The organism is Streptomyces sp. Q2, from assembly GCF_056820935.1.
Genome location: NZ_JBXEJE010000058.1, coordinates 372 through 22,732, shown reverse-complemented (window position 1 = coordinate 22,732; position 22,361 = coordinate 372). Strand labels below are relative to the sequence as shown.

Genomic DNA, 22,361 nt, shown 5'->3' with positions numbered 1-22,361 from the left:
TTGTGCTGCTACGAATTCTTCCGCTCGACCGAGGCCTTCACGAGCCCGGCGAACAGCGGGTGCGGACGCGTCGGGCGCGAGCGCAGCTCCGGGTGCGCCTGCGTCGCGACCAGGTAGGGGTGGACCTCGCGCGGGTACTCGACGTACTCGACGAGCTTGCCGTCCGGCGAGGTGCCGGAGAACAGGATGCCCGCCTTCTTCTCCAGCTCGGCGCGGTAGGCGTTGTTCACCTCGTAGCGGTGCCGGTGGCGCTCCTCGACGTACTCCTTGCCGTCGTACACCTCGCGCACGATCGAGCCCTCGGCCAGCTTGGCCGGATACATGCCCAGGCGCATCGTGCCGCCCATGTCACCCTCGCCGGCGACGATGTCGAGCTGCTCGGCCATGGTGGAGATGACCGGGTGGCCGGTGGCAGCGTCGAACTCGGTGGAGTTGGCGTCGGGGATGTCGGCCAGGTTCCGGGCGGCCTCGATCACGATGCACTGCAGGCCCAGGCACAGGCCGAGCAGCGGGATCTTGTTCTCGCGGGCGTAGCGGATGGCGCCGACCTTGCCGAGCACACCGCGGTCGCCGAAGCCGCCGGGGATGCAGATGCCGTCGACGTCACCGAGCTGCTGGGCGGCGCCGGCCTGGGTCTTGCAGTCGTCCGAGGCGACCCACTTGATCTTCACGCGGGCCTTGTTGGCGAAGCCGCCCGCGCGCAGCGCCTCGGTGACCGACAGATAGGCGTCGGGCAGGTCGATGTACTTGCCGACCAGGGCGAGGGTGATCTCGTGGTCGGGGTTGTGGACGCGGTCGAGCAGGTCGTCCCAGGTCGTCCAGTCCACGTCGCGGAACGCGAGGTCCAGCTTGCGGACGACGTAGGCGTCCAGGCCCTCGCCGTGCACGGTCTTGGGGATGTCGTAGATCGAGCGGGCGTCGGGGCAGGCGACCACGGCTGCCTCGTCGACGTCGCACATCAGCGAGATCTTGCGCTTGATCGCGGTCGGGACCTCGCGGTCGCAGCGCAGCACGATCGCGTCCGGCTGGATACCGATGTTGCGCAGGGCCGCAACCGAGTGCTGGGTCGGCTTCGTCTTCAGCTCCCCCGAGGGGCCGATGTACGGCAGGAGCGAGATGTGGACCACGAAGACGTTGTCGCGACCGACCTCGTGCCGGACCTGTCGGACGGTCTCCAGGAACGGCAGCGACTCGATGTCGCCGACCGTGCCGCCGACCTCGGTGATCACCACGTCGACCTCGTCCGTCGCCATGCGGCGGATGCGGTGCTTGATCTCGTTGGTGATGTGCGGGATGACCTGCACGGTGTCGCCCAGGTACTCGCCGCGCCGCTCCTTGGCGATCACCGTGTTGTAGATCTGGCCGGTGGTGACGTTGGCGGAGCCGTCCAGGTCGCGGTCGAGGAAACGCTCGTAGTGGCCGATGTCCAGGTCGGTCTCGGCGCCGTCGTTGGTGACGAACACCTCACCGTGCTGGAAGGGGTTCATCGTGCCCGGGTCGACGTTCAGATACGGATCGAGCTTCTGCATCACGACGCGCAGTCCCCGCGCCTTGAGAAGCATGCCGAGGCTGGAGGCCGTCAGGCCCTTGCCGAGCGAGGAGGCGACACCCCCGGTGACGAAGATGTGCTTGGTCGTCGTGGATTTGGGCGTCATGGCCAAGAGGGGGCTCCCGTGGTCGCGGTCTGGGGGTGCGGGGCGGCTTCCGGCCCGGAGACACCGGGTTTTTCTGGGGGAGCCGTCGCTGCGGTTCGGGGGTTTCTTGCCCACCGGTCCACGGGCTACCAGGGTATCAGCGCCCGGGCGAGATGGCTTCCGGCCACGCTCCGCACACGGGTCGGCACAGCCCGCACGACCTCACCCGTTTCTCACCCGTTGCTCACCCGTTCGGCTCACCCACGTTGCCCGGAGCGGCACGCGGATCATCTAGGTGCGTCGTATCCTGCTCGGACACTCGCTGATCGAGCCAGGCCGGCAACACGGCACCACCCCCGCCCGTAAGCACCGGAACAACGAGAGCTCGTCAGTTCGTTGAGCAACAGTTGTCGTTTTGCCTCACGGCACCACGGACTGTTTTGCTTCATCGCTCAACGACGCATGACAAAGACCCCTTGACCGCACTAGCGACAGCCCCCCTGTTTTCCCGGGGGCGACGTGGCCGTTCGACTGGAGTTGCACGTGGCCGGGCGCATCGAAGACTACGCACTCATCGGAGACATGCAGACCGCTGCCCTGGTCTGCCGGGACGGCACGGTGGACTGGCTCTGCCTGCCCCGCTTCGACTCGCATGCCATCTTCGCCGGTCTGCTGGGCACCGAGGAACACGGTTTCTGGCGGCTGGGACCCGCGCACGCGGCCGACGCCGCGCCGCCCACCGCGGCCCGGCGCAGCTACCGCGGCGACTCCCTGATCCTGGAATCGGAGTGGGACACCCCCCGTGGCACGGTCCGTGTGACGGACTTCATGCCGCCGCGTGACGGCGCCCCGCAGCTGATCCGGATCGTGGAGGGTGTCTCGGGCCGCGTCCCGATGCGCTCGGCGCTCCGGATGCGTTTCTCCTATGGCCGGGTCGTCCCGTGGGTGCACAAGCACGAGGGCCGTACGGTGGCGGTCGCCGGTCCGGACTCGGTGTGGTTCGACACGGAGGCCGAGACCTACGGCAAGTCGCTGACGACGTACGCGGACTTCACCGTCGCCCCCGGCGAGCGGATCGCGTTCACCATCTCCTGGGAGCCCTCGCACAAGCAGCCGCCGCCGCTGCCGGAGCCGGAGCAGTCGCTGGAGGCCACGGAGGACTTCTGGCGGGACTGGGTCGAGCACTGCACGTACCACGGCCCGTACCGCGAGGCGGTGGTCCGCTCCCTGATCACGCTCAAGGCGCTGACGTACGCCCCGACGGGCGGCATCGTCGCCGCTCCCACCACCTCCCTGCCGGAAGAGATCGGCGGCGTCCGCAACTGGGACTACCGCTACACCTGGCTGCGGGACGCGGCGATCACCCTGTCCTCGCTGCTGCGCACCGGCTACCGCGAGGAGGCCCGTGCCTGGCGTGAGTGGCTGCTGCGGGCAGTCGCCGGTGACCCGGAGAACCTGCAGATCATGTACGGCATCGCGGGCGAGCGCGAGCTGGGCGAGGCGGAGCTGGACTGGCTGCCGGGCTACGAGAACTCCGGGCCGGTCCGGGTCGGCAACGGCGCCGCGCACCAGCTCCAGCTGGACGTGTACGGCGAGGTCACCGAGGCTCTGCACCTGGCCCACATGACGGGCCTGGCCCGCAACGACTACGCGTCCCTGCTCCAGCTGAAGCTCATCCGCTACCTGGAGGGCCACTGGGACGAGCCGGACGAGGGCATCTGGGAGGTGCGCGGCCCGCGCCGCCACTTCGTGCACTCCAAGGTGATGGCCTGGGTCGCCGTCGACCGCACCATCAAGCTGATCGAGTCCGGCGACGCGGACGGCCCGCTGGAGAAGTGGCGCGAGCTGCGGGACGACATCCACCGGGACGTGTGTGAGAAGGGTTACGACAAGGAGCGCAACACCTTCACGCAGTCGTACGGCTCGAAGGAGCTGGACGCCTCCCTGCTGCTGATCCCGCAGATGGGCTTCCTGCCTCCCGACGACAAGCGTGTGATCGGCACCATCGAGGCGATCCAACGCGAGCTGTCCACGTCGGACGGCTTCATCCTGCGCTATCCGACGGACGGGGCCGACGAGGGCGTCGACGGCCTGCCCGGCGACGAGGGCGCCTTCCTCGCCTGCTCGTTCTGGATGGCCGACGACCTCGCGATGATCGGCCGCGTCGACGAGGCCCGCAAGCTGTTCGAGAAGCTGCTGTCGCTGCGCAACGACCTCGGGCTGCTGGCCGAGGAGTGGGACTCGCGCCTGCAACGTCAGGTCGGCAACTTCCCCCAGGCCTTCAGCCACGTGCCGCTGATCGACACGGCCCTGCGTCTGACGGCGTCGGGGGCCTACGGCGGCTGAACAGGACCGGCCCGCCGTGTCCGCCTAGGCTGGAGGTCATCGAGCCCCTGCGAGGAAGGGGGCGGCCATGGCTTCCCTCTCGAAGGCGGGCGCGGCTCTCGCCGCGCTGCGCGAGGACCTGACCGGTGCGGCGTTCGCTCCCGGGGATCCGGGCTATGACGAGGCCCGGGCCGTCCACAACGGCATGATCGACCGGCGGCCCGCCGTGATCGCGCAGTGCGTGGACGAGGACGACGTCGTACGGGCCGTGCGCTTCGGGCGGGAACTGGACCTGCAGATCGCGGTCCGCGGCGGCGGGCACAGCGTGGCCGGCATGGCGCTGAACGACGGCGGTCTGGTCGTCGATCTACGGCGGATGCACGAGGTGACCGTCCACCCGGCAGCCGAGGCGGTACGGGTCGGCGGCGGTGCCACGATGAGCCACCTCGACCGCGCCACCCAGCCCTACGGCCTCGCCACCACCGGCGGGCGGGCCTCCACGACCGGCGTCGGCGGCTTCGTCCTGGGCGGCGGCACCGGCTGGCTGGACCGCTGCTGCGGGCTCGCCGTCGACAACCTGCTCGGCGTCGAGCTGGTCACCGCCGACGGCAACCGGATCCACGCGAACGCCGACGAGAATCCCGAGCTGTTCTGGGCCCTGCACGGCGGCGGCGGCAACTTCGGCATCGCCACCGCGATCACGCTGAAGCTGCACGAACTGCCGGCGTTCTCCATCGCCCTGCTGCTGTACCTGCCGGAGCACGGCCCCGAGGTCGTCCGCACCTACCGCGACCTGATCGCGGTCGCCCCGGTCGAGGCGGCCGGCGGTGTCATCTATCTCACCGGCCCGCCCGAGGAGTTCGTCCCGCCCCACCTGGTCGGCACGCTGCTGTGCGGGATTTTGCTGACGTACGCCGGCGGCGAGGAGGACATGCGCAAGCTCGCCGAGCCGCTGCTGGCTCTGCCGCACGAGGCGGAGATCGTCGGGGCGATGCCGTACGCCGACGTCCAGTGCATGATCGACGATCCGCCCGGGCTGCGGAACTACTGGTCGGCGGAGTACGTCTCGCAGGCGCCCGACGACTTCGTGGACGTCTTCTGCGACCGCGCGCGCTCCATGCCCGTACCGTCAGGTACCCAGCACGTGCTGTTCCCGCAGGGCGGCGCGATCGCCGACGGGCCGCGCGAGTATCCCGTGCCGTACCGGGACGCGCCGTGGGCGGTGCACCCGTTCGCGGCCTGGGAGGACCCGGCCGACGACGAACGCGCCGTCCAGTGGGTCCGGGACGTGCGCGCCGACGTCCGGCCGTGGAGCACCGGCGCGGTCTACCTCAACTTCATCGGCGACGAGGGCACAGAGCGGGTCGAGGCCGGGCTGGGCGCCGAGAACACCCGGCGGCTGGCGGCGGTGAAGCGGCAGTTCGACCCGGACAACGTCTTCCGCTTCAACCACAACATCACACCGGCCTGAGCGCTGTCAGCGTCCGCTCCCCCGCCGCGTCCCCCGCCGTGGCCGGGACCAGCGCGATCTCGTCGAGCCCGGCCTCGGCATAGGCCTCGATCCGGGCCCGTACGGCGTCGAGGTCGCCGACCAGGCCGACCGCGCCCGCGGCCCGGGGCGGGAGCGCCCGCAGCAGGGCTTCCCGGTCGGCGCCGGCCGCGGCCAGCTCCACCGCTTCGCCGAGGCCCGCCGCGGCGAACATGTCGCTGTAGCCCGGCACGGTCAGATACCCGGCGATGCTCCCCAGGACCTGGGCGAGGGACTCCGGTGCCGGATCGACCGCCGCGGGCAGCCAGGCGGCCAGTGCGGGCGGGGTGCGGCCGGCCCGCTCGGCCGCCGCGAGCAGCTTGGCCCGCAGCACGCGCACCTGCTCCGGCGAGACGAGGTCGAGCAGCATGCGGTCGGCGTGCGCGGCGGCCGTGGCGATCGCGCGGTCCCCGAACGCCGCCACGGTGAGCAGGCCGCCGGGCGGTGGCAGCCGGCGCCGGAAGGGACTGTCCGGCACGACCGGCTCCCCCGTCACACCGTGCAGAAACCGCCGTACGGCCGCCGCGCTCTCCTCCATCACGGCCGCCGGCCGCACCCGCGGCCGCCCGTGCACGCCCTCCACCACCCGCTTGCTGGACGTGCCCAGCGCCACCCCTGCCGGGCGGCCGGTGAGGGCCGCGACGCCCGCGGTGCCCCGGGCGATGGTGAACGGGTCACGCACCGACACCGGGACCGGCCCGGCGGTGAGCGCGACCCGTTCGGTGGCCCGCCCGATCGCCGTGGCCAGTACGAAGGAGTCCCAGGTCGGGCCCTCACCGGCCCACACCTCGCGATACCCGAGCCGGTCGGCGAGCACCGCCACCCGCACCGGCTCGTCGACCGGACTGTCGTCCTCGCGCCCCACGGCGACCACGCTGATGTCCATGCCCCGCCGCTACCCGGCGGTGATCTCCCCAACCCGGTGCGGCGCGGGTAGCGTCCGCTGCATGGACAGCCGTACGGACCACCGATTCGAGAGCCAGGGTGCCGGGATCACCGTTCAGCGCGCTCTGGAGCTGCCCGGCCTGCGCAGCGGGCTGCCCGAGGTCCTCGCGGGTGCGGACCGGCTGGAGCGCACCGTGCGCTGGGTGCACGCGGGGGAGGTGCCCAACATCGCCTCGCTGCTCAAGGGCGGTGAGCTGCTGCTGACGACCGGCTACGCCCTGGGCGCCCGTCCGGCCGAACAGCGCGCGTTCGTGCGCACCCTCGCCGAGCGCGGTATCGCGGCCCTCGTCGTGGAGCTCGGCCCGCGCTTCACCCGGCTGCCCGCCGCCCTGGTCGACACGGCACGCGCGGCCGGGCTGCCGCTGGTCCAACTGCACCGCGAGGTGCCCTTCGTGTCGGTCACCGAGGAGATCCACACCGAGATCGTCAACGGTCACTACGCGCTGCTCCAGCGGGCTGAGGAGGTGCACCGCCGGTGCACCGAGGCCCTGCTGGGCGGCGGCGGGATCCCCCAGGTGCTCGGCATCCTGGCCGACTTCGGCGGCAACCCGGTCTTCCTGGAGACGACGGACGGCCTGCTCCTGTACGCCGCCGGGGCCGGCCCCGAGGGCGCGGATCCGCTCCAGGTGTGGGAGGGGCTGCGCGGCCAGCACAAGGACACCCCGCCCGCGGGCTCGGTCCTGGTGGACGTGCCGGGCGGCGGGCCGAGTACGGGCTCGGTCCGCGCCCGCCTCGTCCTGCTTCCCGTCCGCGCCCCGCTCGCCCCCGTGCACCGGATGGCCGCCGAGCGGGCCGCGGGCATCCTGGCCGTGGTCCTGATGCAGGCCCGGCAGGAGGAGGAGCTGGCGGCGCGGGGACGGGGGGATTTCCTGACCGACCTCGCCGAGGGACGCGTCGCGGCCCAGGACGCGCCCGCACAGGCCCGCGTGCTGGGCTTCAAACCGGGCGACAGCCCGCTGCTGCCGGTGGTGATGCGCGTCGGGGACGCCCTCTCTCCCGGTGGCGGGTGGGCGGTCCTGGCGCGGGCGGTCGCGGAGGAGCTGGCGTCCGTGGGAGTGCCGGTCCTGCTGGGCGTACGCCCTGTGGAAGGCCGCGTTCCGCTGCTTGTGGGCCTGCGTTCGGAATCGGAGCGGTCAGCGGTCGCGGACCGGGTCGCGGCGGCGCTCAGGACGGGCGTGGAGCGGGCCGGCATGCAACGGCCGGGAGCGCAGCCGCCGGTGGTGGTCGTCGGCGTGGCGGGCGGCTGGGCGGCGGCCTCGGCCGGCCTCAGGCACGCGGCGGAGACGGCGACGGCGGCACAGGGGCTGTCGGACCGGCCGTGGTACGACGCCCGCCGGCTGGACATCGACCTGCTCCTGTGGCGGCTGCGCGACGATCCGGACCTGGCGGCCTTCGTGGACCGGGCGATCGGCCCCGTCCGCGACCACGACAACCGCTCCAAGCCGCCGCTGCTGCCGACCCTGGAGACGTACCTGGCGCACGCGGGCCGCAAGGCGGAGACGGCACGCGAACTCCACCTCAACCGGCAGACGCTGTACAACCGCCTCGCCCGCATCGGCGAGTTGCTGGGCACCGATCTCGACGACCCCCAGACGGTACTGGCGTTGAGCCTGGCCCTGCGGGCGCGTCGGCTCGTGCCTTAGCCCCGGCGCCTGTCAGCTCAGGGGCCGCGGCTGGGTCAACTCGTCGTAGACGCTGAGGACCTGGGCGACCGTCTCGTCCTCGGTCGGCCAGGTGGCCGCCTGGCGTACGCCCTTGTCCCGCAGCAGTTCCTGGCGCCCGGGATCCGCGAGCAGCCGTACGACGGCGTCGGCGAAGGCCTCCGCGTCCCCGTCCGGGACGAGTTCGGCCGCGTCGCCGACGAGTTCGGGGACACCGCCCGCGTCGGTGGCGACGAGCGGCACACGCGCGTGGAGGGCTTCCTGGGCGAGGACGTCCCGCGACTCCCCACTGCTCGGCAGCAGCGCGAGGTCGGCGGCGGCGAGCAGCTCGGTGACGTCGTCCCGCCGCCCGATGAGCCGGACCGGCAGTCCCTCGTCCTCGATCCGCCGCTGCAACTCCACGCGCAACGGACCCTCCCCCGCGATCACCACCAGCGGCACCGGGTCGAGGCGGCGCCACGCGCGCGTGGCGTCCAGCAGCAGGTCGTAGCCGCGGTGCCGGTCGAGGGAGCCGACGGCCATCAGCAACGGGCGTCCCGTCGCGCCGAGTTCGGCCCGGACCTTGGGGCGCAGCCGGTCGGGGTCCTCCGGCTCGGCGGCCTTGCGGGGCCCCGGCAGCGCGACGGCGGCGAGCCGGGCGTCCCGCGCTCCCGTCCGGCGCGCCCGGTCCACCAGGGCCGAGGTGGTGCCGAGCACCACGGAAGCGGCCTTCACCACCCGCCGCTCCAACAGGCGCAGGAAGTGGGCGCGCGCACCCTCGGCGTACGCCCGGTCGTGCCAGGTGACGATGAGCGGGGTACGCCGCCCGCTGAGCGCGAGCACCGCGCGGAAGGAGGCGTGCAGCCCGTGCGCGTGGACCAGGTCGGCGTTGGTGCACGCCATCCGCAGCGCGGCCACGGAGCCCGGGTCGCTGCTGCGCGGCACGTGCACGTGCTCGGCGCCGGCCCCGGTGAAGTCGTAGGCGCGATCGGCCTCGACGGGGGCGCACACCGTGACCCGCACGCCCCGCTCGACCAGCCCCGAGGTCAGGGAGCGCACGTGCGCGCTGCTGCCGGCGTTGCCTCCGCCCAGCACCTGTACGGTGCGCAGCGGCGACTGGCCGTGCGGTGAGTGGCTGCTCACGGGGGTCACGTGGCCGGGGCTCCTGGTTCGGCGTCGGGCGGTCACGAGGAAACGTACAGAAGGTGTCGGGCGGAGGGGTGTACCGCGCGCTTCCTACGCGTTACTGCGTTCTACGCCAAGGATGCCAGTACGTACGGGTGTTCCGGGAACGCCGGGTGCCGGTCGGCCCGGCGACACGGTGAGTAGGGTCACCCACACGAGTGAGGGAGGGGCGAGTTCCGCACAAATGTGCCCGCACGGTTCCTCTCGGAGGCGGGCCAGATCCCTTCCCTGGCGTCCCGTCACCTGCCGCCCACCGAGCGCGTCACCTCGCTCGCCCTGCCACGACCCGGCCGCAGCGGCGGCGGCGTGCGAAGCAGCCCGGCCGTCGCCCGCGACCACGGCGGCGCCGCCCAGGGCCGCACAAAGCGCGTGCGCCCCCGTGTCGCCGGTCATCGCGCGCTCACCGACGTCGTCGGACCGTACGGCCACCGCAGCGCCCACCGCGGCCGCGGACAACTCCTCCCCGGGCCCCGCCCTCAGCAGCCCCGGCCCGCAGAATGCGACGAACCTCGCAGCCGCCCTCCCGGCCGTACGTCCACGAGGTTCACGAAATGCACGCCCGGAGGGAACGAGCGGGGCGGCAAACGGACGAGGGGGCGAACGGGCGGGGCGGCGAGGCAGACCGGCTCGGCTCCGGGGCAGGGCCCCGGGTCAGTTCGTCACCCGTCCGCCCGGGCCGTCGCCAGCAGCTCCTCCGCGTGCGCCCGAGCGGTCTCGGAGTCCTCCTGCCCGGCGAGCATCCGGGACAGCTCCCGGATACGCTCCTCGCCCTCCAGCACCTTCACGCCGGACCGCGTCACGGACCCGTCGTGGGTCTTCTCCACCAGAAGCTGCCGGTCGGCGAAGGCGGCCACCTGAGGAAGGTGCGTCACGACCACGACCTGTGCGGTCTTCGCCAGCCGGGCCAGCCGCCGCCCGATCTCCACCGCCGCCTTGCCACCGACACCGGCGTCGACCTCGTCGAAGAGATAGGTCGGCACGGGATCGGTCCCGGCGAAGACCACCTCCACCGCCAGCATCACGCGCGACAGCTCACCACCGGACGCGCCCTTGGCGATCGGCCGGGGCGGCGCCCCCGGATGCGGGGCCAGCAGCAGCTCGACCTCGTCGGCACCGGCCGGCCCGTACGCGACCGCACGCCCGCCGACCTCGACGCCCTCGGGATCCTCGGTCTGCCGGATGTCGAAGGACACACGCGCGTGCGGCATGGCCAGCGAGGCCAGCTCGGCGGTCACGGCCGCCGCGAACCGCTCGGCGGCCTCCGTCCGCGCGTCCGACAGTGTCTGCGCCATTCCGCCCAGTTCGGCCCGCAGCGCGTCCCGCTCGGCAGTCAGTTCCCCGATCCGGTCGTCGTCGCCGTCCAGTTCGGTGAGGCGCGCGGCACTGCGCTCGGCCCAGTCCAGCACCGAGGCGACGTTCTCGCCGTACTTACGCGTCAGCGCGGTCAGCGCGGCCCGCCGCTCCTCGACGGCCGCCAGTCGCAGCGGATCGGCGTCGAGGTCGTCGGCGTACCCGGCGAGTTCCCCCGCCACGTCGCCGAGCAGGATCCCGATCTCCCCGATCCGGTCGGCGAGCCCGGCCAGTGCCGGGTCGTACGACCGCACGGCGTCCAGGGCCCGCTGCGCGCCCGCGACGAGCGTGGCGGCGTCGATGCCCTCGGGATCCTCGGGGTTGCCGGCGACGGCGGCGTGAGCGGCCGTGGCGGCGGACGCCAGGGCCTCCGCGTGCCCGAGCCGCTCCGCCTCCTCCGCGAGCTCCACGTCCTCCCCGGCGCGCGGCTCGACGCCGGCGATCTCGTCGAGGCCGTAACGCAGCATGTCGGCTTCTTGGGCCCGCTCACGCGCACGCGTGGTGATCTCGTCGAGCTCGACGGAGACGGCCCGCAGCCGCCGATACGCCTCCTTGTACTTGGCCAGCGGCCCGGCTACGGCGTCCCCCGCGTACCGGTCGAGCGCCTGCCGCTGCCGGGACAGCTTGAGCAGCCCCTGCTGGTCGGTCTGCCCGTGCACGGCCACCAGCTCGTCGGCGAGCTCGGCGAGCACCCCCACGGGCACACTGCGCCCGCCCAGGTGCGCCCGGGACCGCCCTTCGGCGGAAACGGTACGGCTGATCAGCAGCGCCCCGTCGTCGAGTTCGGCGCCGGCCTCCTCGGCCCGTACGGCGGCCGTGGCGTCCGCGGACATACTGATCCGCCCCTCCACGACCGCGTTCTTGGCCCCGATCCGCACGAGCGCCGCGTCGGCACGCCCCCCGAGCAACAGCCCCAGGCTGGTGACCACCATGGTCTTGCCCGCACCCGTCTCACCCGTGACAGCGGTGAACCCCGGCGACAGCTCGACGACCGCGTCGTCGATGACTCCGAGCGACCGTATCCGCATCTCCTCCAACACGGACACGACCTTACGAGGTCAGGGAGGGGAAGTGCGACGGCCCCCGCCCCTGACATGTGAAGGTGCAGGTAACGAATGCGCACAGGCCTCACTTGTCACTCGGGCGAGTGGAGGCACCGAGGGGCGCGGGGAACCGCGCGACGAGCCACATCCGGCCCGCAGCCGCGCGAACCACCCCACGCTCCCTCCGGTGGCGCTAGTGGGGCGCTCCCCGCCAACCGGAAACCGGCAACGCGAACTTCGCCACAAGCCGATCAGTGAATGACGCGTGATGCAGCCGGGCCAACCGCACCGGCACGGCCCCCCGCCGCACCTCGACCCGTGCCCCCGGCGGCAACTCCACCGTCCGCCGCCCGTCACACCACAGCACACCCGGCGGAATGTGCGGCAGCACCTCCACCGCCAGCACGGAGTCCGGCGAGGTCACCAACGGCTTCGCGAACAGCGCGTGCGCACTGATCGGCACCATCAGCAACGCCTCGACCTCGGGCCACACCACTGGCCCGCCCGCCGAGAACGCGTAAGCAGTGGACCCGGTCGGAGTGGACAGAACGATCCCGTCACACCCGAACCCGGTGACCGGCCGCCCGTCGATCTCCAGCACGACTTCGAGCAGCTTCTCGGCGGAGACCTTCTGGACGGCGGCCTCGTTCAGCGCCCAGTCGGTGTGCACGATGTCGCCGTTGCGATGCACGACGACATCGACGGTCATCCGCTCCTCGACCTCGTACGCCTTCGTCGCCACCCGCTCGACGACCCTGTCGAGATCGTCCCGCTCGGCCTCCGCGAGGAACCCGACGCGCCCCAGATTGACGCCCAGCATCGGCACGCCGGACGCCCGCGCGAACTCCGCGCCCCGCAGCAGCGTCCCGTCACCCCCGAGCACGATCAACAACTCGCACCCGTCGAGGCACTGCGGAGTCGCCTCCTTGACCAGCTCCACCTCTTCCGGCAGCGGCAGATCCAGCGCCTCCGCCTCCAGGACGCGCACGCCGATGCCCTCGCGCAGCAGGCCCTTCACCACCAGTTCGGCGCTGCGGATCGCCGCGGGCCGCCCGGTGTGGGCGAGCAGGAAAACAGTACGAGCTCGGTTCTGGCTCAACGCGGCCCCTCCGCCACTGCACGGTCAACGTCGGCCGGGTCCAGTTGGGGTGCTCCCGACCGCAGCCACAGAAAGTATTCGACATTCCCGGACGGGCCGGGCAGCGGACTCGCGGTGACACCCTTCACACCGAGCCCCAGTTCCCACGCCCGTCGCGCCACCGCGCTCACGGCCTCGGTCCGCAGCTGCGGACTTCGTACGACTCCCCCACTGCCCAGCCGCTCCTTCCCCACCTCGAACTGCGGCTTGACCATCATCACCAGATCGGCATCCGGCTTCACGCACCGCACCAGGGCGGGCAGTACCAGGCCGAGCGGGATGAAGGACAGATCCCCCACGACAAGATCCACAGGCTCCCCATCGATCGCTTCGAGCGTCAACTCGCGTACGTTCGTACGGTCCTTGACGGTGACGCGTTCATCGCTCTGGAGAGACCACGCCAGTTGGCCGTAACCGACGTCGACAGCGACGACGTGCGCGGCCCCCGACCGCAGCAGGACGTCGGTGAAACCCCCGGTGGACGCGCCGGCGTCCAGCGCCCGCCGCCCCTCGACGACCAGCCCCTCCGGCACGAACGCCTTGAGCGCGCCGGCGAGTTTGTGGCCGCCGCGCGAGACGTAGTCGGGATCGCCGTCGTCGGCCGCGACCACGATCGCCGCCGCGGTCTCCACCTGCGTGGCGGGCTTGGTCGCGACGGCCTTGCCGACGGAGACCCGCCCGGCGGCGATCAGCTGGCTGGCGTGTTCGCGCGAGCGCGCCAGCTTCCGGCGGACGAGCTCCGCGTCGAGACGACGGCGTGCGACTCCTGCCACGTTCGGTTCAGCTCCTGCTCTGGTACGGCGCTGGGGGCGCCGGAGGTCCCGGCCGGGCGTCGAGCGCGGTGAGCGCGTCACGCAGCCCCCGGTGTACATCCTCGTACACCTCGAGGTGTCCGTCGGTGGCGAGGTGGTCGGCATCGGCGAGCCGCTCCAGCTGGGCGTCGACCTCGGCGTGGCCCGTCGCGCTGCGGGGCACGTTCAGCGGGGCGGGGGCGGCGGGGTCGTGGTCGGGCTCCACCGGCGCTTCCTGCGGTGCCTCGTTCTCCGGCACTGTGTCGCTCATGCCCAGACGCTACCTCGAAGCGCTGGGGTACCGTCGAGCGCGATGGCCACGATCGAGGAGTGCCGCGCCGCACTCGAGAAGCTCTCGGACAACATGCAGAGCGCCGAAGGGGACGTCCGTACGGCGGCGGCCCTGGACCGCTCGGTGAGCTGCCGTATCACCGACCTGGACGTCACCTTCGTCGGCCGCCTGACCGGCGGCCGGATCCGGGTGACCGACACGCTCCAGGGGCCTCCGCCGGACAAGGCCCAGATCAGACTGACGATGGCCGGCGACGACCTGGTGGCGCTGGTCGACGGCGAGCTGAACTTCGCCAAGGCATGGGGCTCGGGCCGGGTGAAACTGGAGGCCGGCCTACGGGACCTGCTCCAGCTCAGGAAGCTCCTTTAGCCACGACCGTCGGTTCGGCGGTCACGGCCTTCGCTTCCGTACGCGCCTTCCGCGCCGCCGGCACCACCAGCGGCGTGCCCGTCTCCGGGTCGTCGATGACCTGACAGCGCAGCCCGAAGACCTCCTCGACCAGGTCGGCCGTGACGATGTCGTTCGGGGCGCCCTCGGCGATGATCCTGCCGTCCTTCAGGGCGATCAGATGCGTGGCGTACCGGGCGGCGTGGTTGAGGTCGTGCAGCACGGCGACCAGCGTGTGCCCCTGCTCCTCGTGCAGCTCGGCGCACAGGTCGAGGACGTCGATCTGGTGCTGGATGTCGAGGAAGGTCGTCGGCTCGTCGAGCAGCAGCAGCGGGGTCTGCTGGGCGAGCGCCATCGCGATCCACACCCGCTGGCGCTGGCCGCCGGACAGCTCGTCGACATACCGGTCGGCGAGTTCGGCGACCCCGGTCCGGGTCATCGACTCCTGGACGACCCGTTCGTCCTGGGTCGACCACTGGCGCAGGATGCCCTGGTGCGGGTAGCGGCCGCGCCCGACGAGGTCGGCGACGGTGATGCCGTCGGGCGCGATCGACGACTGCGGGAGCAGCCCGAGGGTGCGCGCGACCTTCTTCGCCGGCATCGACTGGATGACGTTGCCGTCGAGGAGGACCCGGCCCTGGTGCGGCTTCAGCATCCGCGACAGCGCCCGCAGCAGCGTGGACTTGCCGCACGCGTTCGGGCCGACGATCACGGTGAAGGAGTTGTCGGGTATCTCGACCGACAGCTCCTCGGCGATGACCCGCTGGTCGTAGGCGAGGGTCACGTTCTCGGCGGACAGGCGGTTCACAGTGCTCCTTCGGGGGTTCTCGTTCGCCGTGCCGCGCGTCTCGGGCCGGGTTCTCGTGTGCGGGCTCGTATCCGGCTTCCGCAGGGCCGTATCCGGCTTCCGCGGGCTCATATCCGGCCCGCCTTGCGCTCGGTGACCAGCAGCCACAGCAGATAGACGCCGCCGAGGACGCCGGTGACCACGCCCACGGGCACCTGGTCGGCACCGAAGGTGCGCTGCGAGATCCAGTCGGCGGCGACCAGCAGGGCGGCGCCCATGCACAGGGACGGCAGCAGGTTCGGGCCGGGCGAGCGGGTGAGGCGGCGGGCCAGCTGCGGCGCGGTGAGCGCCACGAAGCTGACGGGGCCGGCGGCCGCGGTGGCCGTCGCGGTGAGCAGGACGGCGGCGACCAACAACAGCAGCCGTACCCGCTCGACGCGCACCCCGAGGGCGTACGACACGTCGTCGCCCATCTCCATCATCCGCAGTCCGCGGGCATTGGCCAGGACGAGCGGCACGAGCACGGCGCACAGGATGAGCAGCGGCCAGACCTGGTCCCAGTCGCGCCCGTTGAGCGATCCGGTCATCCAGACGACCGCACGGGCGGCGTCGACGATGTCGGACATGGTGAGCAGATAACCGTTGATCGCGGTGACGATCGCGGAGACACCGATACCGACGAGGACCAGTCGGTAGCCGTGCACACCCCGCTTCCAGGCGAGCAGATAGATGGCGAACCCGGTCGCGAGACCGCCCACGAGCGCACCGAGGGTGACCTGCAGCGAGCTGCCGGAGAACAGGACGATCATGACGAGCGCGCCGGCCGTGGCACCCTGCCCGAGCCCGAGTACGTCCGGACTGCCCAGCGGATTGCGGGAGATGGCCTGGAACAGCGCACCCCCGACCCCCAGCGAGGCGCCGACCAGGAGTCCGACGAGGACCCGCGGCAGGCGCAGTTCGTTGACGATGAACTCCTGTCCCGCGTTGCCGTCGCCGACGAGCGTCTTCAGCACGTCGGAGGCCGGGATCGGGAAGTCGCCGGTGCCGATCAGCACGACGCTCGCGGCGAGCGCGGCGAGCAGCAGCAGGCCCACGACGGTGACGGCACGCAGGTCCACACGGAGCGAGAGCCCGCCCGGAGTCCTGATGGCACGGTTGGTCTTCACAGCTGCGCCGTCCTCCGCCGTCGTACGAGATAGATGAAGACCGGGCCGCCGAGGATCGCGGTGACGATGCCGACCTGGAGCTCCGAGGGCCGGGCGACGATCCGGCCGAGGACGTCGGCTCCGAGCAGCAGCACGGGCGACAGGATCGTGGCGTACGGCAGGATCCAGCGCAGGTCGGGCCCGGTGAAGGACCGAACGACGTGCGGGACCATCAGACCGACGAAGACGATCGGCCCGCACGCGGCGGTCGCCGCCCCGCACAGCACGGTCGCGGAGAGCATGGCCAGCGCCCGGGTGCGGTTGAGGTTGGCGCCCAGCGCCTTGGCGGTGTCGTCGCCCATCTCCATGGCGTTGAGCGGCCGGGCGAGCGCGAGTGCGAGGACGGTGCCCACCGCGAGGAACGGCAGTACCTGGAGGATGGCCGAGTTGTTCGCGGAGGCCAGCGAACCGACGGTCCAGAAGCGCATCCTGGACAGCGCCACGTCATCCATGATCATCACGGCCTGGAGATAGCCGTAGAGCGCGGCACTGATCGCCGTGCCGGCGAGCGCCAGCCGTACCGGGGTCGCTCCCCGGCTGCCGCCGAGGAACCAGACCAGCGCCCCGACCGCCGCCGCGCCGACGAACGCGAACCAGACGTAGCCGCTCAGCGAGGTGACGCCGAAGAACGTGATGGCGGTGACGACCGCGGCGGACGCGCCCGCGTTGATGCCGAGCAGTCCGGGATCGGCCAGCGGATTGCGGGTGAGCGCCTGGAGCACGGCCCCGGACAGACCGAGCGCGGCGCCCGCGAGCAGCCCCAGCACGGTCCTCGACAGCCGGTCGGCGACCACGACGTCGCCGTACGTCCCCGAATCCTGGAACAGGCCGTGCCAGACCTGCCCCATGGACAGCGCCTTCGCTCCGATCGCGATGCTCGCCGACGCGACGACCAGCAGGATCACCACGGAGACGAGCAGCCCAATGGCGCGTATCGCCTGGCGGGTTGGGGGCACGGGGGCGGTCTCCGCGCGCTGTTCGGGAGGAATGTCGACCAACACCCAGTTAGGTTAGCCTACCCTCGCATTCGGCCACGATCCCGTGCCCCGCAGGCCCGCACACTCACAGGTTCGGCCCGGCCGGCCCCCGCCGGGTAGACCACCCGACGGCTCACAAACCCAGCCTTGCCAGCGCCTTCCCCCCGTCCAGCGCGCACACGCCCTCTCCGGCCGCCGTCCAGGCCGCCGCACACAACGCGCGCAGCCCGTCCAGGGCCTCGCCGTCACCGTCGAGTTCCAGCCGCTCGCCGCCGGCCCGCGCCGTCCACCCACCACACCGGAAACCCCCACCCTCCTCGGTGACTTCCGGCTGCCCGGTGAGCATCCCCCGCAGATCGGCGTCGACATACGTCGGCCGGTGCTGCGGCGGCGCGGCGAGCAACTGCGCGCCGTCCGTCACCCCGGTGAGCACGAGCAGCGAGTCCACGTCTCCGTTGAACGCGCCCTCGATGTCCGTGTCCAGCCGGTCCCCGACCACCAGCGGCCGCTCGGCGCCGGTCCGCAGGATCGTCTCCCGGTGCATGGGCGGCAACGGCTTGCCCGCCACCTGCGGCTCGGCACCCGTGGCGATCCGTACGACCTCCACCGCCGCGCCGTTGCCCGGCGCGATCCCGCGCGCGCTGGGAATCGTCAGGTCGGTGTTGGACGCGAACCACGGCACCCCGCGCGCGACGGCGTAACTCGCCTCCGCGAACCGGCCCCACGGCAGCTCGGGCCCCCCGAACCCCTGCACGACCGCCGCCGGATCGTCGTCCGCCGACTCGACGGGCTCCAGTCCGTGTTCGCGCAGCGCCACCCGCAGCCCCTCCCCGCCGATCACCAGCACCCGCGCCCCCGCCGGCACCTGCTCGGCGATCAGCCGCGCCACCGCCTGCGCGGAGGTGATGACGTCCGACGCCTCCGTCGGTATGCCCAACTCGGTGAGGTGGTCCGCCACAGCGCCGGGCGTCCGCAGCGCGTTGTTGGTGACGTACGCGAGATGCATCCCGCCGGCCCGCGCGGTGGCGAGCGACTCGACGGCGTGGGCGATGGCGTTGCCTCCCGCGTACACCACCCCGTCCAGATCGAGCAGCGCCGTGTCGTACGCCTCGCTCAGGGCCTGCCCCATGCCCTCGGGCTTCGTCCTGACGACCTGGCTCATTCCGCATCGCTCCTCGTTCGCTCGCTTTCCCCGATCATCGCGCATGCCACCGACACCCGTACGATGCCGGGATGAACACAGCAGGTCACTCGGAAGCAACGGCGCCCCGAGGCCTGGAACTCACCCCGTTCCGAGGCCTGCGCTACGACCCCGACCGGGTCGGCAGTCTGGCCGCCGTGACCTCCCCGCCGTACGACGTCGTCGTCCGCCCCGACGGCCTGCACCACCTCCAGTCCGCCGACCCGTACAACATCGTCAGGCTGATCCTGCCCCAGGCCGCCACTCCCGACGTCCGCAACGAACAGGCCGCGGACACCCTGCGCCGCTGGCTGTCCGAGGGCGTCCTCACCACCGACCCCGAACCGGGCCTGTACGTCTACGAGCAGCGCGACGGCGACGGCATGCTCCAGCGCGGCATCATCGGTGCCCTGCGCCTGTCGGAACCGTCGGAGGGCGTGGTCCTGCCCCACGAGGACGTCATGCCGCACGTCGTCGCCGACCGCGCGGCCCTGATGCGCGCCACCTCCGCGAACCTGGAGCCCCTGCTCCTGACGTACCGCGGCAACGGTTCCGCGTCCGCCACCGCCGAGATGGTCGAGCGCACGGCCGCTCAGTCCCCGCTGCTCGCGACGACCACGGAGGACGGCTTCAGCCACCGCCTGTGGTCGGTCACCGACCCCACCGACCTGGCCGCGGTCCGCTCCGACCTCGCCGACCACCAGGCCCTGATCGCCGACGGCCACCACCGCTGGGCCACCTACCGGCGTCTACGCGCGGAGCACCCCTCCCCCAGCCCCTGGGACTACGGCCTGGTCCTCCTCGTCGACACGGTCCGCTACCCGCTGCGCGTCCGCGCCATCCACCGCCTCCTGCACCACCTGCCGGTCGCCGAGGCCCTGGCGCCCCTGGAAGGCATCTTCCGCGTCCGCCACCTCGAAGTACCGCTGGCCGACGCCCTGGAAGCCCTGGCCGACGCGGCCCGCGCGGGCAACGCGTTCCTGCTGGCCGGCGACGGCACCTTCCACCTCGTCGACCGCCCCGACCCCGCCCTGCTGGCCCGAACGATCCCCGCGGACCGTCCGGCCGCCTGGCGCACCCTGGACGCGACGGTCCTGCACGCCACCCTCCTCGACCACGTCTGGCGCATCCCCGAGGACTCCCCCGCCCACATCGCCTACATCCACGACACGGCCGCCACGGTCGAGAAGGCGGAACGCGACGGCGGTACTGCGGTCCTGATGCACCCGGTCCTCGAGGAGGTCGTACGCGACCTCGCCCGCCAGGGCGTCACCATGCCCCGCAAGTCGACGTCCTTCGGCCCCAAGCCGGCCTCGGGCCTGGTGCTGCGCGCGCTGAACACCTGACATGCGAAAGGGCGGGACCCCCTACGCGGGGTCCCGCCCTTTCACTCACGGACGTCGTCAGTCCTTGTACTCGCCCTTGTCGCTGTCGTCGTCCTCGTCGTCCCTGTCGTCGTCTTCGTCGTCTTCGATGACATCGTCGACATCGACGCCCTCGGTGACATCGACGGCTTGCGCGGGGGCCGCGTTGGACTCAGCGTCGTCGTCAACCTTGACCTCCGCCTCCACCTCTACCTCTGACTCTGCCTCCGCCTCGCTCTCGTCGAAGGCGTCGACGAACTCCACCCCGTCCAGCTCGGCGAGCCGGTCCGACGCGTCCGTGCTGCCGTCCTTGTCGGCCTCCGCGGACTTCGCGAACCACTCCCGAGCCTCGCCCTCACGACCGGCCGCCAGCAGGGCGTCGGCGTAGGCGTACCGCAGTCGCGCGGTCCACGGCTGTACGGAGTTGGAGGCCAGCTCGGGGCTCTGCAGCGTCACGATGGCCGCCTCCAGCTGCCCCATGTCACGCCGGGCACCGGCCGCGACCAGCCGCATCTCGACCTGTCCCGCCTTGTCCAGCTTGCGCACCTCGGGCGCCCCGGCCATGTCCAGCGCCTTCTCCGGCCGGCCGAGCCCACGCTCACAGTCCGCCATGACGGGCCACAGGTCGACACCGCCGGTCATCCGCCGCGCGGCCCGGAACTCGGCGAGCGCCTCGCTGTACTTCTGGTTCGCGTACGCCGCGAACCCGCCGGCCTCCCGCACGGCAGCCACACGCGACGCCAGCCGCAGAGCCACCTTCGAGTAGGCGTAGGCGTTCTCCGGTTCCTCGTCGATGAGCCGCGCCACCATCACCAGGTTCTTGGCGACGTCTTCCGCGAGCCCCTTCGGCAGACTCTGCAGCTCCTGCCGTACGTCCTTGTCGATCTCTTCGCCGGTGACGTCCTCGGGGATCGGCAGCCGCCTGATCGGCTCGCGGTCGCGGTCGCGCTCGTCACGGAAACGCCCGCCACCACGCCGGTCGTCCCCACCACGCCGGTCATCACTTCCACGGAAGCCGCCGGGGCGTCCACCACGGTCGTCACGCCGGGGCCCACGGGGCGCGTCACGGTCGTCCCGACCACGGAATCCACCGCGCTCACCGCCTCGTTCGCCACGGCTGTCGTCCCGCCGGTCATCACGACGGTCGTCGCGACGGAAACCACCACGATCGCCCCGGTCGTCACCCCGGCGGTCATCCCGCCGATCGGCGGGCCGGAACCCACCACGGTCAGCGCGCTCACCGCGATCACTACGGTCGTCACGACGGAACCCGCCACGGTCGGGGCGCTCGCCACGGTCGTCACGACGGAAACCACCGCGGTCGCCGCTGTCGCGGCGGTCATCACGACGATCGTCCCGCCGGTCGTCGCGGCGGACGAAGCCCCCGCGGTCGTTGCCACCACGGTCGTCCCGCCGAGCGCCGGACCCACCACGGTTGTCGTCGCGACGGAAACCACCGCGCTCCCCACGGTCGTCGCCCCGACGCTCTACACGCTCTCCGCGATCCGGGCGGTCGGAGCGGTCGTCACGGCGGAAGGGAGGACGGTCACCGTCACGCCGGAACGAGGGACGGTCGCCACCTCGGTCATCCCGACGCGGCCCAGCAGGACGGTCGTCACGACGGAAGGAGGGACGGTCACCACCCCGGTCATCCCGACGCGGCCCAGCAGGACGGTCGTCACGACGGAAGGGAGGACGGTCGCCACCTCGGTCATCCCGACGCGGCCCAGCAGGACGGTCGTCACGACGGAAGGGAGGACGGTCACCACCCCGGTCATCCCGACGCGGCCCAGCAGGACGGTCGTCACGACGGAAGGAGGGACGGGCACCACCCCCGGCATCCCGACGCGGCCCAGCAGGACGGTCGTCACGACGGAAGGAGGGACGGGCACCACCCCCGGCATCCCGACGCGGCCCAGCAGGACGGTCGTCACGACGGAAGGGAGGACGGTCACCACCCCGGTCATCCCGACGCGGCCCAGCAGGACGGTCGTCACGGCGGAACGCCGGACGAGACCCACGGTCGCCGACTGGCCGCTCACCGGGACGGTCGTCCCGCCGACCGCCGGGCGCGCTACGGCTGTCGTCGCGACGGAACCCACCACGGTCACCACGGTCGTCGCCGCGACGGTCATCACGGCGATCGTCCCGGCGCGGGCCCCCGCGATTGTCGTCACGGCGGAAACCGCCTCGGTCGCTGCCGCCGCGGGGATTGGCACCGCGGTCGCTACCACCACGACCGCTGTCGCGGCGGTCGTTGTCGCGGCGGATCCCGCCACGGTCTCCGCCCCGATCTCCGCGGTCACCACTGTCCCGTCGCCGCTGGTCGCGCTCCGGTCGGTCGTCGGGAGAGTTGGTGGACATCGGTGACTCCTGTCTTCGGTACTGCAAGTCATTCTCGCGCAGTCGGGTACCCGACGCGCTCCGGAAAAACAAAAGGACCCCTGGTCCCCAGCTGAACGCTGGGGACCAGGGGTCCTTCCAAGAATTGTTCGGCGGCGTCCTACTCTCCCACAGGGTCCCCCCTGCAGTACCATCGGCGCTGTAAGGCTTAGCTTCCGGGTTCGGAATGTAACCGGGCGTTTCCCTC

Annotated in this window: 18 protein-coding genes, 1 rRNA gene and 1 pseudogene; 5 read left to right on the top strand and 15 right to left on the bottom strand. The window is 72.1% G+C overall.

The window, feature by feature from the left end; genetic code table 11:
• Positions 1–8: 8 nt before the first annotated feature.
• Positions 9–1,655: a CTP synthase gene (locus tag ACWBNA_RS42210; RefSeq protein ID WP_482709890.1), complete on the bottom strand. Its 1,647-nt coding sequence runs from the start codon at positions 1,653–1,655 to the stop codon at positions 9–11.
• 522 nt (positions 1,656–2,177) lie between these two features.
• Here ACWBNA_RS42210 and ACWBNA_RS42205 point away from each other — a divergent pair.
• Positions 2,178–3,980 carry a glycoside hydrolase family 15 protein gene (locus tag ACWBNA_RS42205; protein WP_482709889.1) on the top strand — a complete coding sequence of 601 codons (1,803 nt, stop codon included), beginning with the start codon at positions 2,178–2,180 and terminating at the stop codon, positions 3,978–3,980.
• A gap of 67 nt (positions 3,981–4,047) precedes the next feature.
• Positions 4,048–5,430: an FAD-binding oxidoreductase gene (locus ACWBNA_RS42200; RefSeq protein ID WP_482709888.1), complete on the top strand. Its 1,383-nt coding sequence runs from the start codon at positions 4,048–4,050 to the stop codon at positions 5,428–5,430.
• On the opposite strand, the gene ACWBNA_RS42195 is transcribed toward ACWBNA_RS42200, so the two are convergent.
• On the bottom strand, positions 5,417–6,373 hold the full coding sequence (locus ACWBNA_RS42195) for an LLM class F420-dependent oxidoreductase (RefSeq protein ID WP_482709887.1): 957 nt from the start codon (positions 6,371–6,373) through the stop codon (positions 5,417–5,419). The genes ACWBNA_RS42200 and ACWBNA_RS42195 overlap by 14 nt on opposite strands.
• 61 nt (positions 6,374–6,434) lie before the next feature.
• On the opposite strand from ACWBNA_RS42195, the gene ACWBNA_RS42190 reads away from it, so the two are divergent.
• Positions 6,435–8,075 carry a PucR family transcriptional regulator gene (locus tag ACWBNA_RS42190; RefSeq protein WP_482709886.1) on the top strand — a complete coding sequence of 547 codons (1,641 nt, stop codon included), beginning with the start codon at positions 6,435–6,437 and terminating at the stop codon, positions 8,073–8,075.
• A 12-nt stretch (positions 8,076–8,087) separates the two neighbouring features.
• On the opposite strand, the gene ACWBNA_RS42185 is transcribed toward ACWBNA_RS42190, so the two are convergent.
• The 5 genes from ACWBNA_RS42185 to ACWBNA_RS42165 form a co-directional block, all read right to left on the bottom strand.
• The gene (locus ACWBNA_RS42185) at positions 8,088–9,224 is read right to left on the bottom strand and encodes a glycosyltransferase family 4 protein (RefSeq protein WP_482709885.1); all 1,137 of its coding nucleotides are present in this window, start codon (positions 9,222–9,224) and stop codon (positions 8,088–8,090) included.
• Between the two features lie 692 nt (positions 9,225–9,916).
• Positions 9,917–11,635 (bottom strand): DNA repair protein RecN, encoded by a 1,719-nt coding sequence (recN, locus tag ACWBNA_RS42180; RefSeq protein WP_482709920.1) that lies wholly within the window; start codon positions 11,633–11,635, stop codon positions 9,917–9,919.
• A gap of 208 nt (positions 11,636–11,843) precedes the next feature.
• Entirely contained in the window at positions 11,844–12,749 is a 906-nt protein-coding gene (locus ACWBNA_RS42175; RefSeq protein ID WP_217242293.1) for an NAD kinase, read from the bottom strand.
• On the bottom strand, positions 12,746–13,561 hold the full coding sequence (locus tag ACWBNA_RS42170) for a TlyA family RNA methyltransferase (protein ID WP_482709884.1): 816 nt from the start codon (positions 13,559–13,561) through the stop codon (positions 12,746–12,748). The genes ACWBNA_RS42175 and ACWBNA_RS42170 overlap by 4 nt, the downstream gene beginning before the upstream one ends.
• 7 nt (positions 13,562–13,568) lie before the next feature.
• Complete coding sequence (locus ACWBNA_RS42165) at positions 13,569–13,850, bottom strand: hypothetical protein (RefSeq protein WP_482709883.1); 282 nt, start codon at positions 13,848–13,850, stop codon at positions 13,569–13,571.
• 42 nt (positions 13,851–13,892) lie between these two features.
• On the opposite strand from ACWBNA_RS42165, the gene ACWBNA_RS42160 reads away from it, so the two are divergent.
• The gene (locus tag ACWBNA_RS42160) at positions 13,893–14,240 is read left to right on the top strand and encodes an SCP2 sterol-binding domain-containing protein (protein WP_482709882.1); all 348 of its coding nucleotides are present in this window, start codon (positions 13,893–13,895) and stop codon (positions 14,238–14,240) included.
• Here ACWBNA_RS42160 and ACWBNA_RS42155 read toward each other — a convergent pair.
• The 4 genes from ACWBNA_RS42155 to ACWBNA_RS42140 all read right to left on the bottom strand — a co-directional run bounded on the left by ACWBNA_RS42155 (position 14,224) and on the right by ACWBNA_RS42140 (position 18,389).
• Complete coding sequence (locus tag ACWBNA_RS42155) at positions 14,224–15,213, bottom strand: ABC transporter ATP-binding protein (RefSeq protein ID WP_482709881.1); 990 nt, start codon at positions 15,211–15,213, stop codon at positions 14,224–14,226. The genes ACWBNA_RS42160 and ACWBNA_RS42155 overlap by 17 nt on opposite strands.
• Positions 15,174–16,211 (bottom strand): FecCD family ABC transporter permease, encoded by a 1,038-nt coding sequence (locus ACWBNA_RS42150; RefSeq protein ID WP_482709880.1) that lies wholly within the window; start codon positions 16,209–16,211, stop codon positions 15,174–15,176. Before ACWBNA_RS42150 ends, ACWBNA_RS42155 begins: the two co-directional genes overlap by 40 nt.
• Complete coding sequence (locus ACWBNA_RS42145; RefSeq protein ID WP_482709879.1) at positions 16,208–17,251, bottom strand: FecCD family ABC transporter permease; 1,044 nt, start codon at positions 17,249–17,251, stop codon at positions 16,208–16,210. Before ACWBNA_RS42145 ends, ACWBNA_RS42150 begins: the two co-directional genes overlap by 4 nt.
• Before the next feature lie 109 nt (positions 17,252–17,360).
• Entirely contained in the window at positions 17,361–18,389 is a 1,029-nt protein-coding gene (locus ACWBNA_RS42140) for an HAD hydrolase-like protein (protein WP_482709878.1), read from the bottom strand.
• 71 nt (positions 18,390–18,460) lie between these two features.
• On the opposite strand from ACWBNA_RS42140, the gene ACWBNA_RS42135 reads away from it, so the two are divergent.
• Positions 18,461–19,753 carry a DUF1015 domain-containing protein gene (locus ACWBNA_RS42135; protein ID WP_482709877.1) on the top strand — a complete coding sequence of 431 codons (1,293 nt, stop codon included), beginning with the start codon at positions 18,461–18,463 and terminating at the stop codon, positions 19,751–19,753.
• Between the two features lie 57 nt (positions 19,754–19,810).
• On the opposite strand, the gene ACWBNA_RS42130 is transcribed toward ACWBNA_RS42135, so the two are convergent.
• From ACWBNA_RS42130 to rrf, 4 genes and pseudogenes are all read right to left on the bottom strand, one after another.
• The gene (locus tag ACWBNA_RS42130; RefSeq protein ID WP_482709919.1) at positions 19,811–20,689 is read right to left on the bottom strand and encodes a tetratricopeptide repeat protein; all 879 of its coding nucleotides are present in this window, start codon (positions 20,687–20,689) and stop codon (positions 19,811–19,813) included.
• A 45-nt stretch (positions 20,690–20,734) separates the two neighbouring features.
• Positions 20,735–21,328 (bottom strand): annotated as a pseudogene (locus ACWBNA_RS42125) (tetratricopeptide repeat protein); the annotation flags it as partial.
• On the bottom strand, positions 21,259–21,948 hold the full coding sequence (locus ACWBNA_RS42120; protein WP_482709924.1) for a hypothetical protein: 690 nt from the start codon (positions 21,946–21,948) through the stop codon (positions 21,259–21,261). The pseudogene ACWBNA_RS42125 and the gene ACWBNA_RS42120, both read right to left, overlap by 70 nt.
• Before the next feature lie 323 nt (positions 21,949–22,271).
• Positions 22,272–22,361: ribosomal RNA gene (gene rrf / locus ACWBNA_RS42115) — 5S ribosomal RNA — on the bottom strand.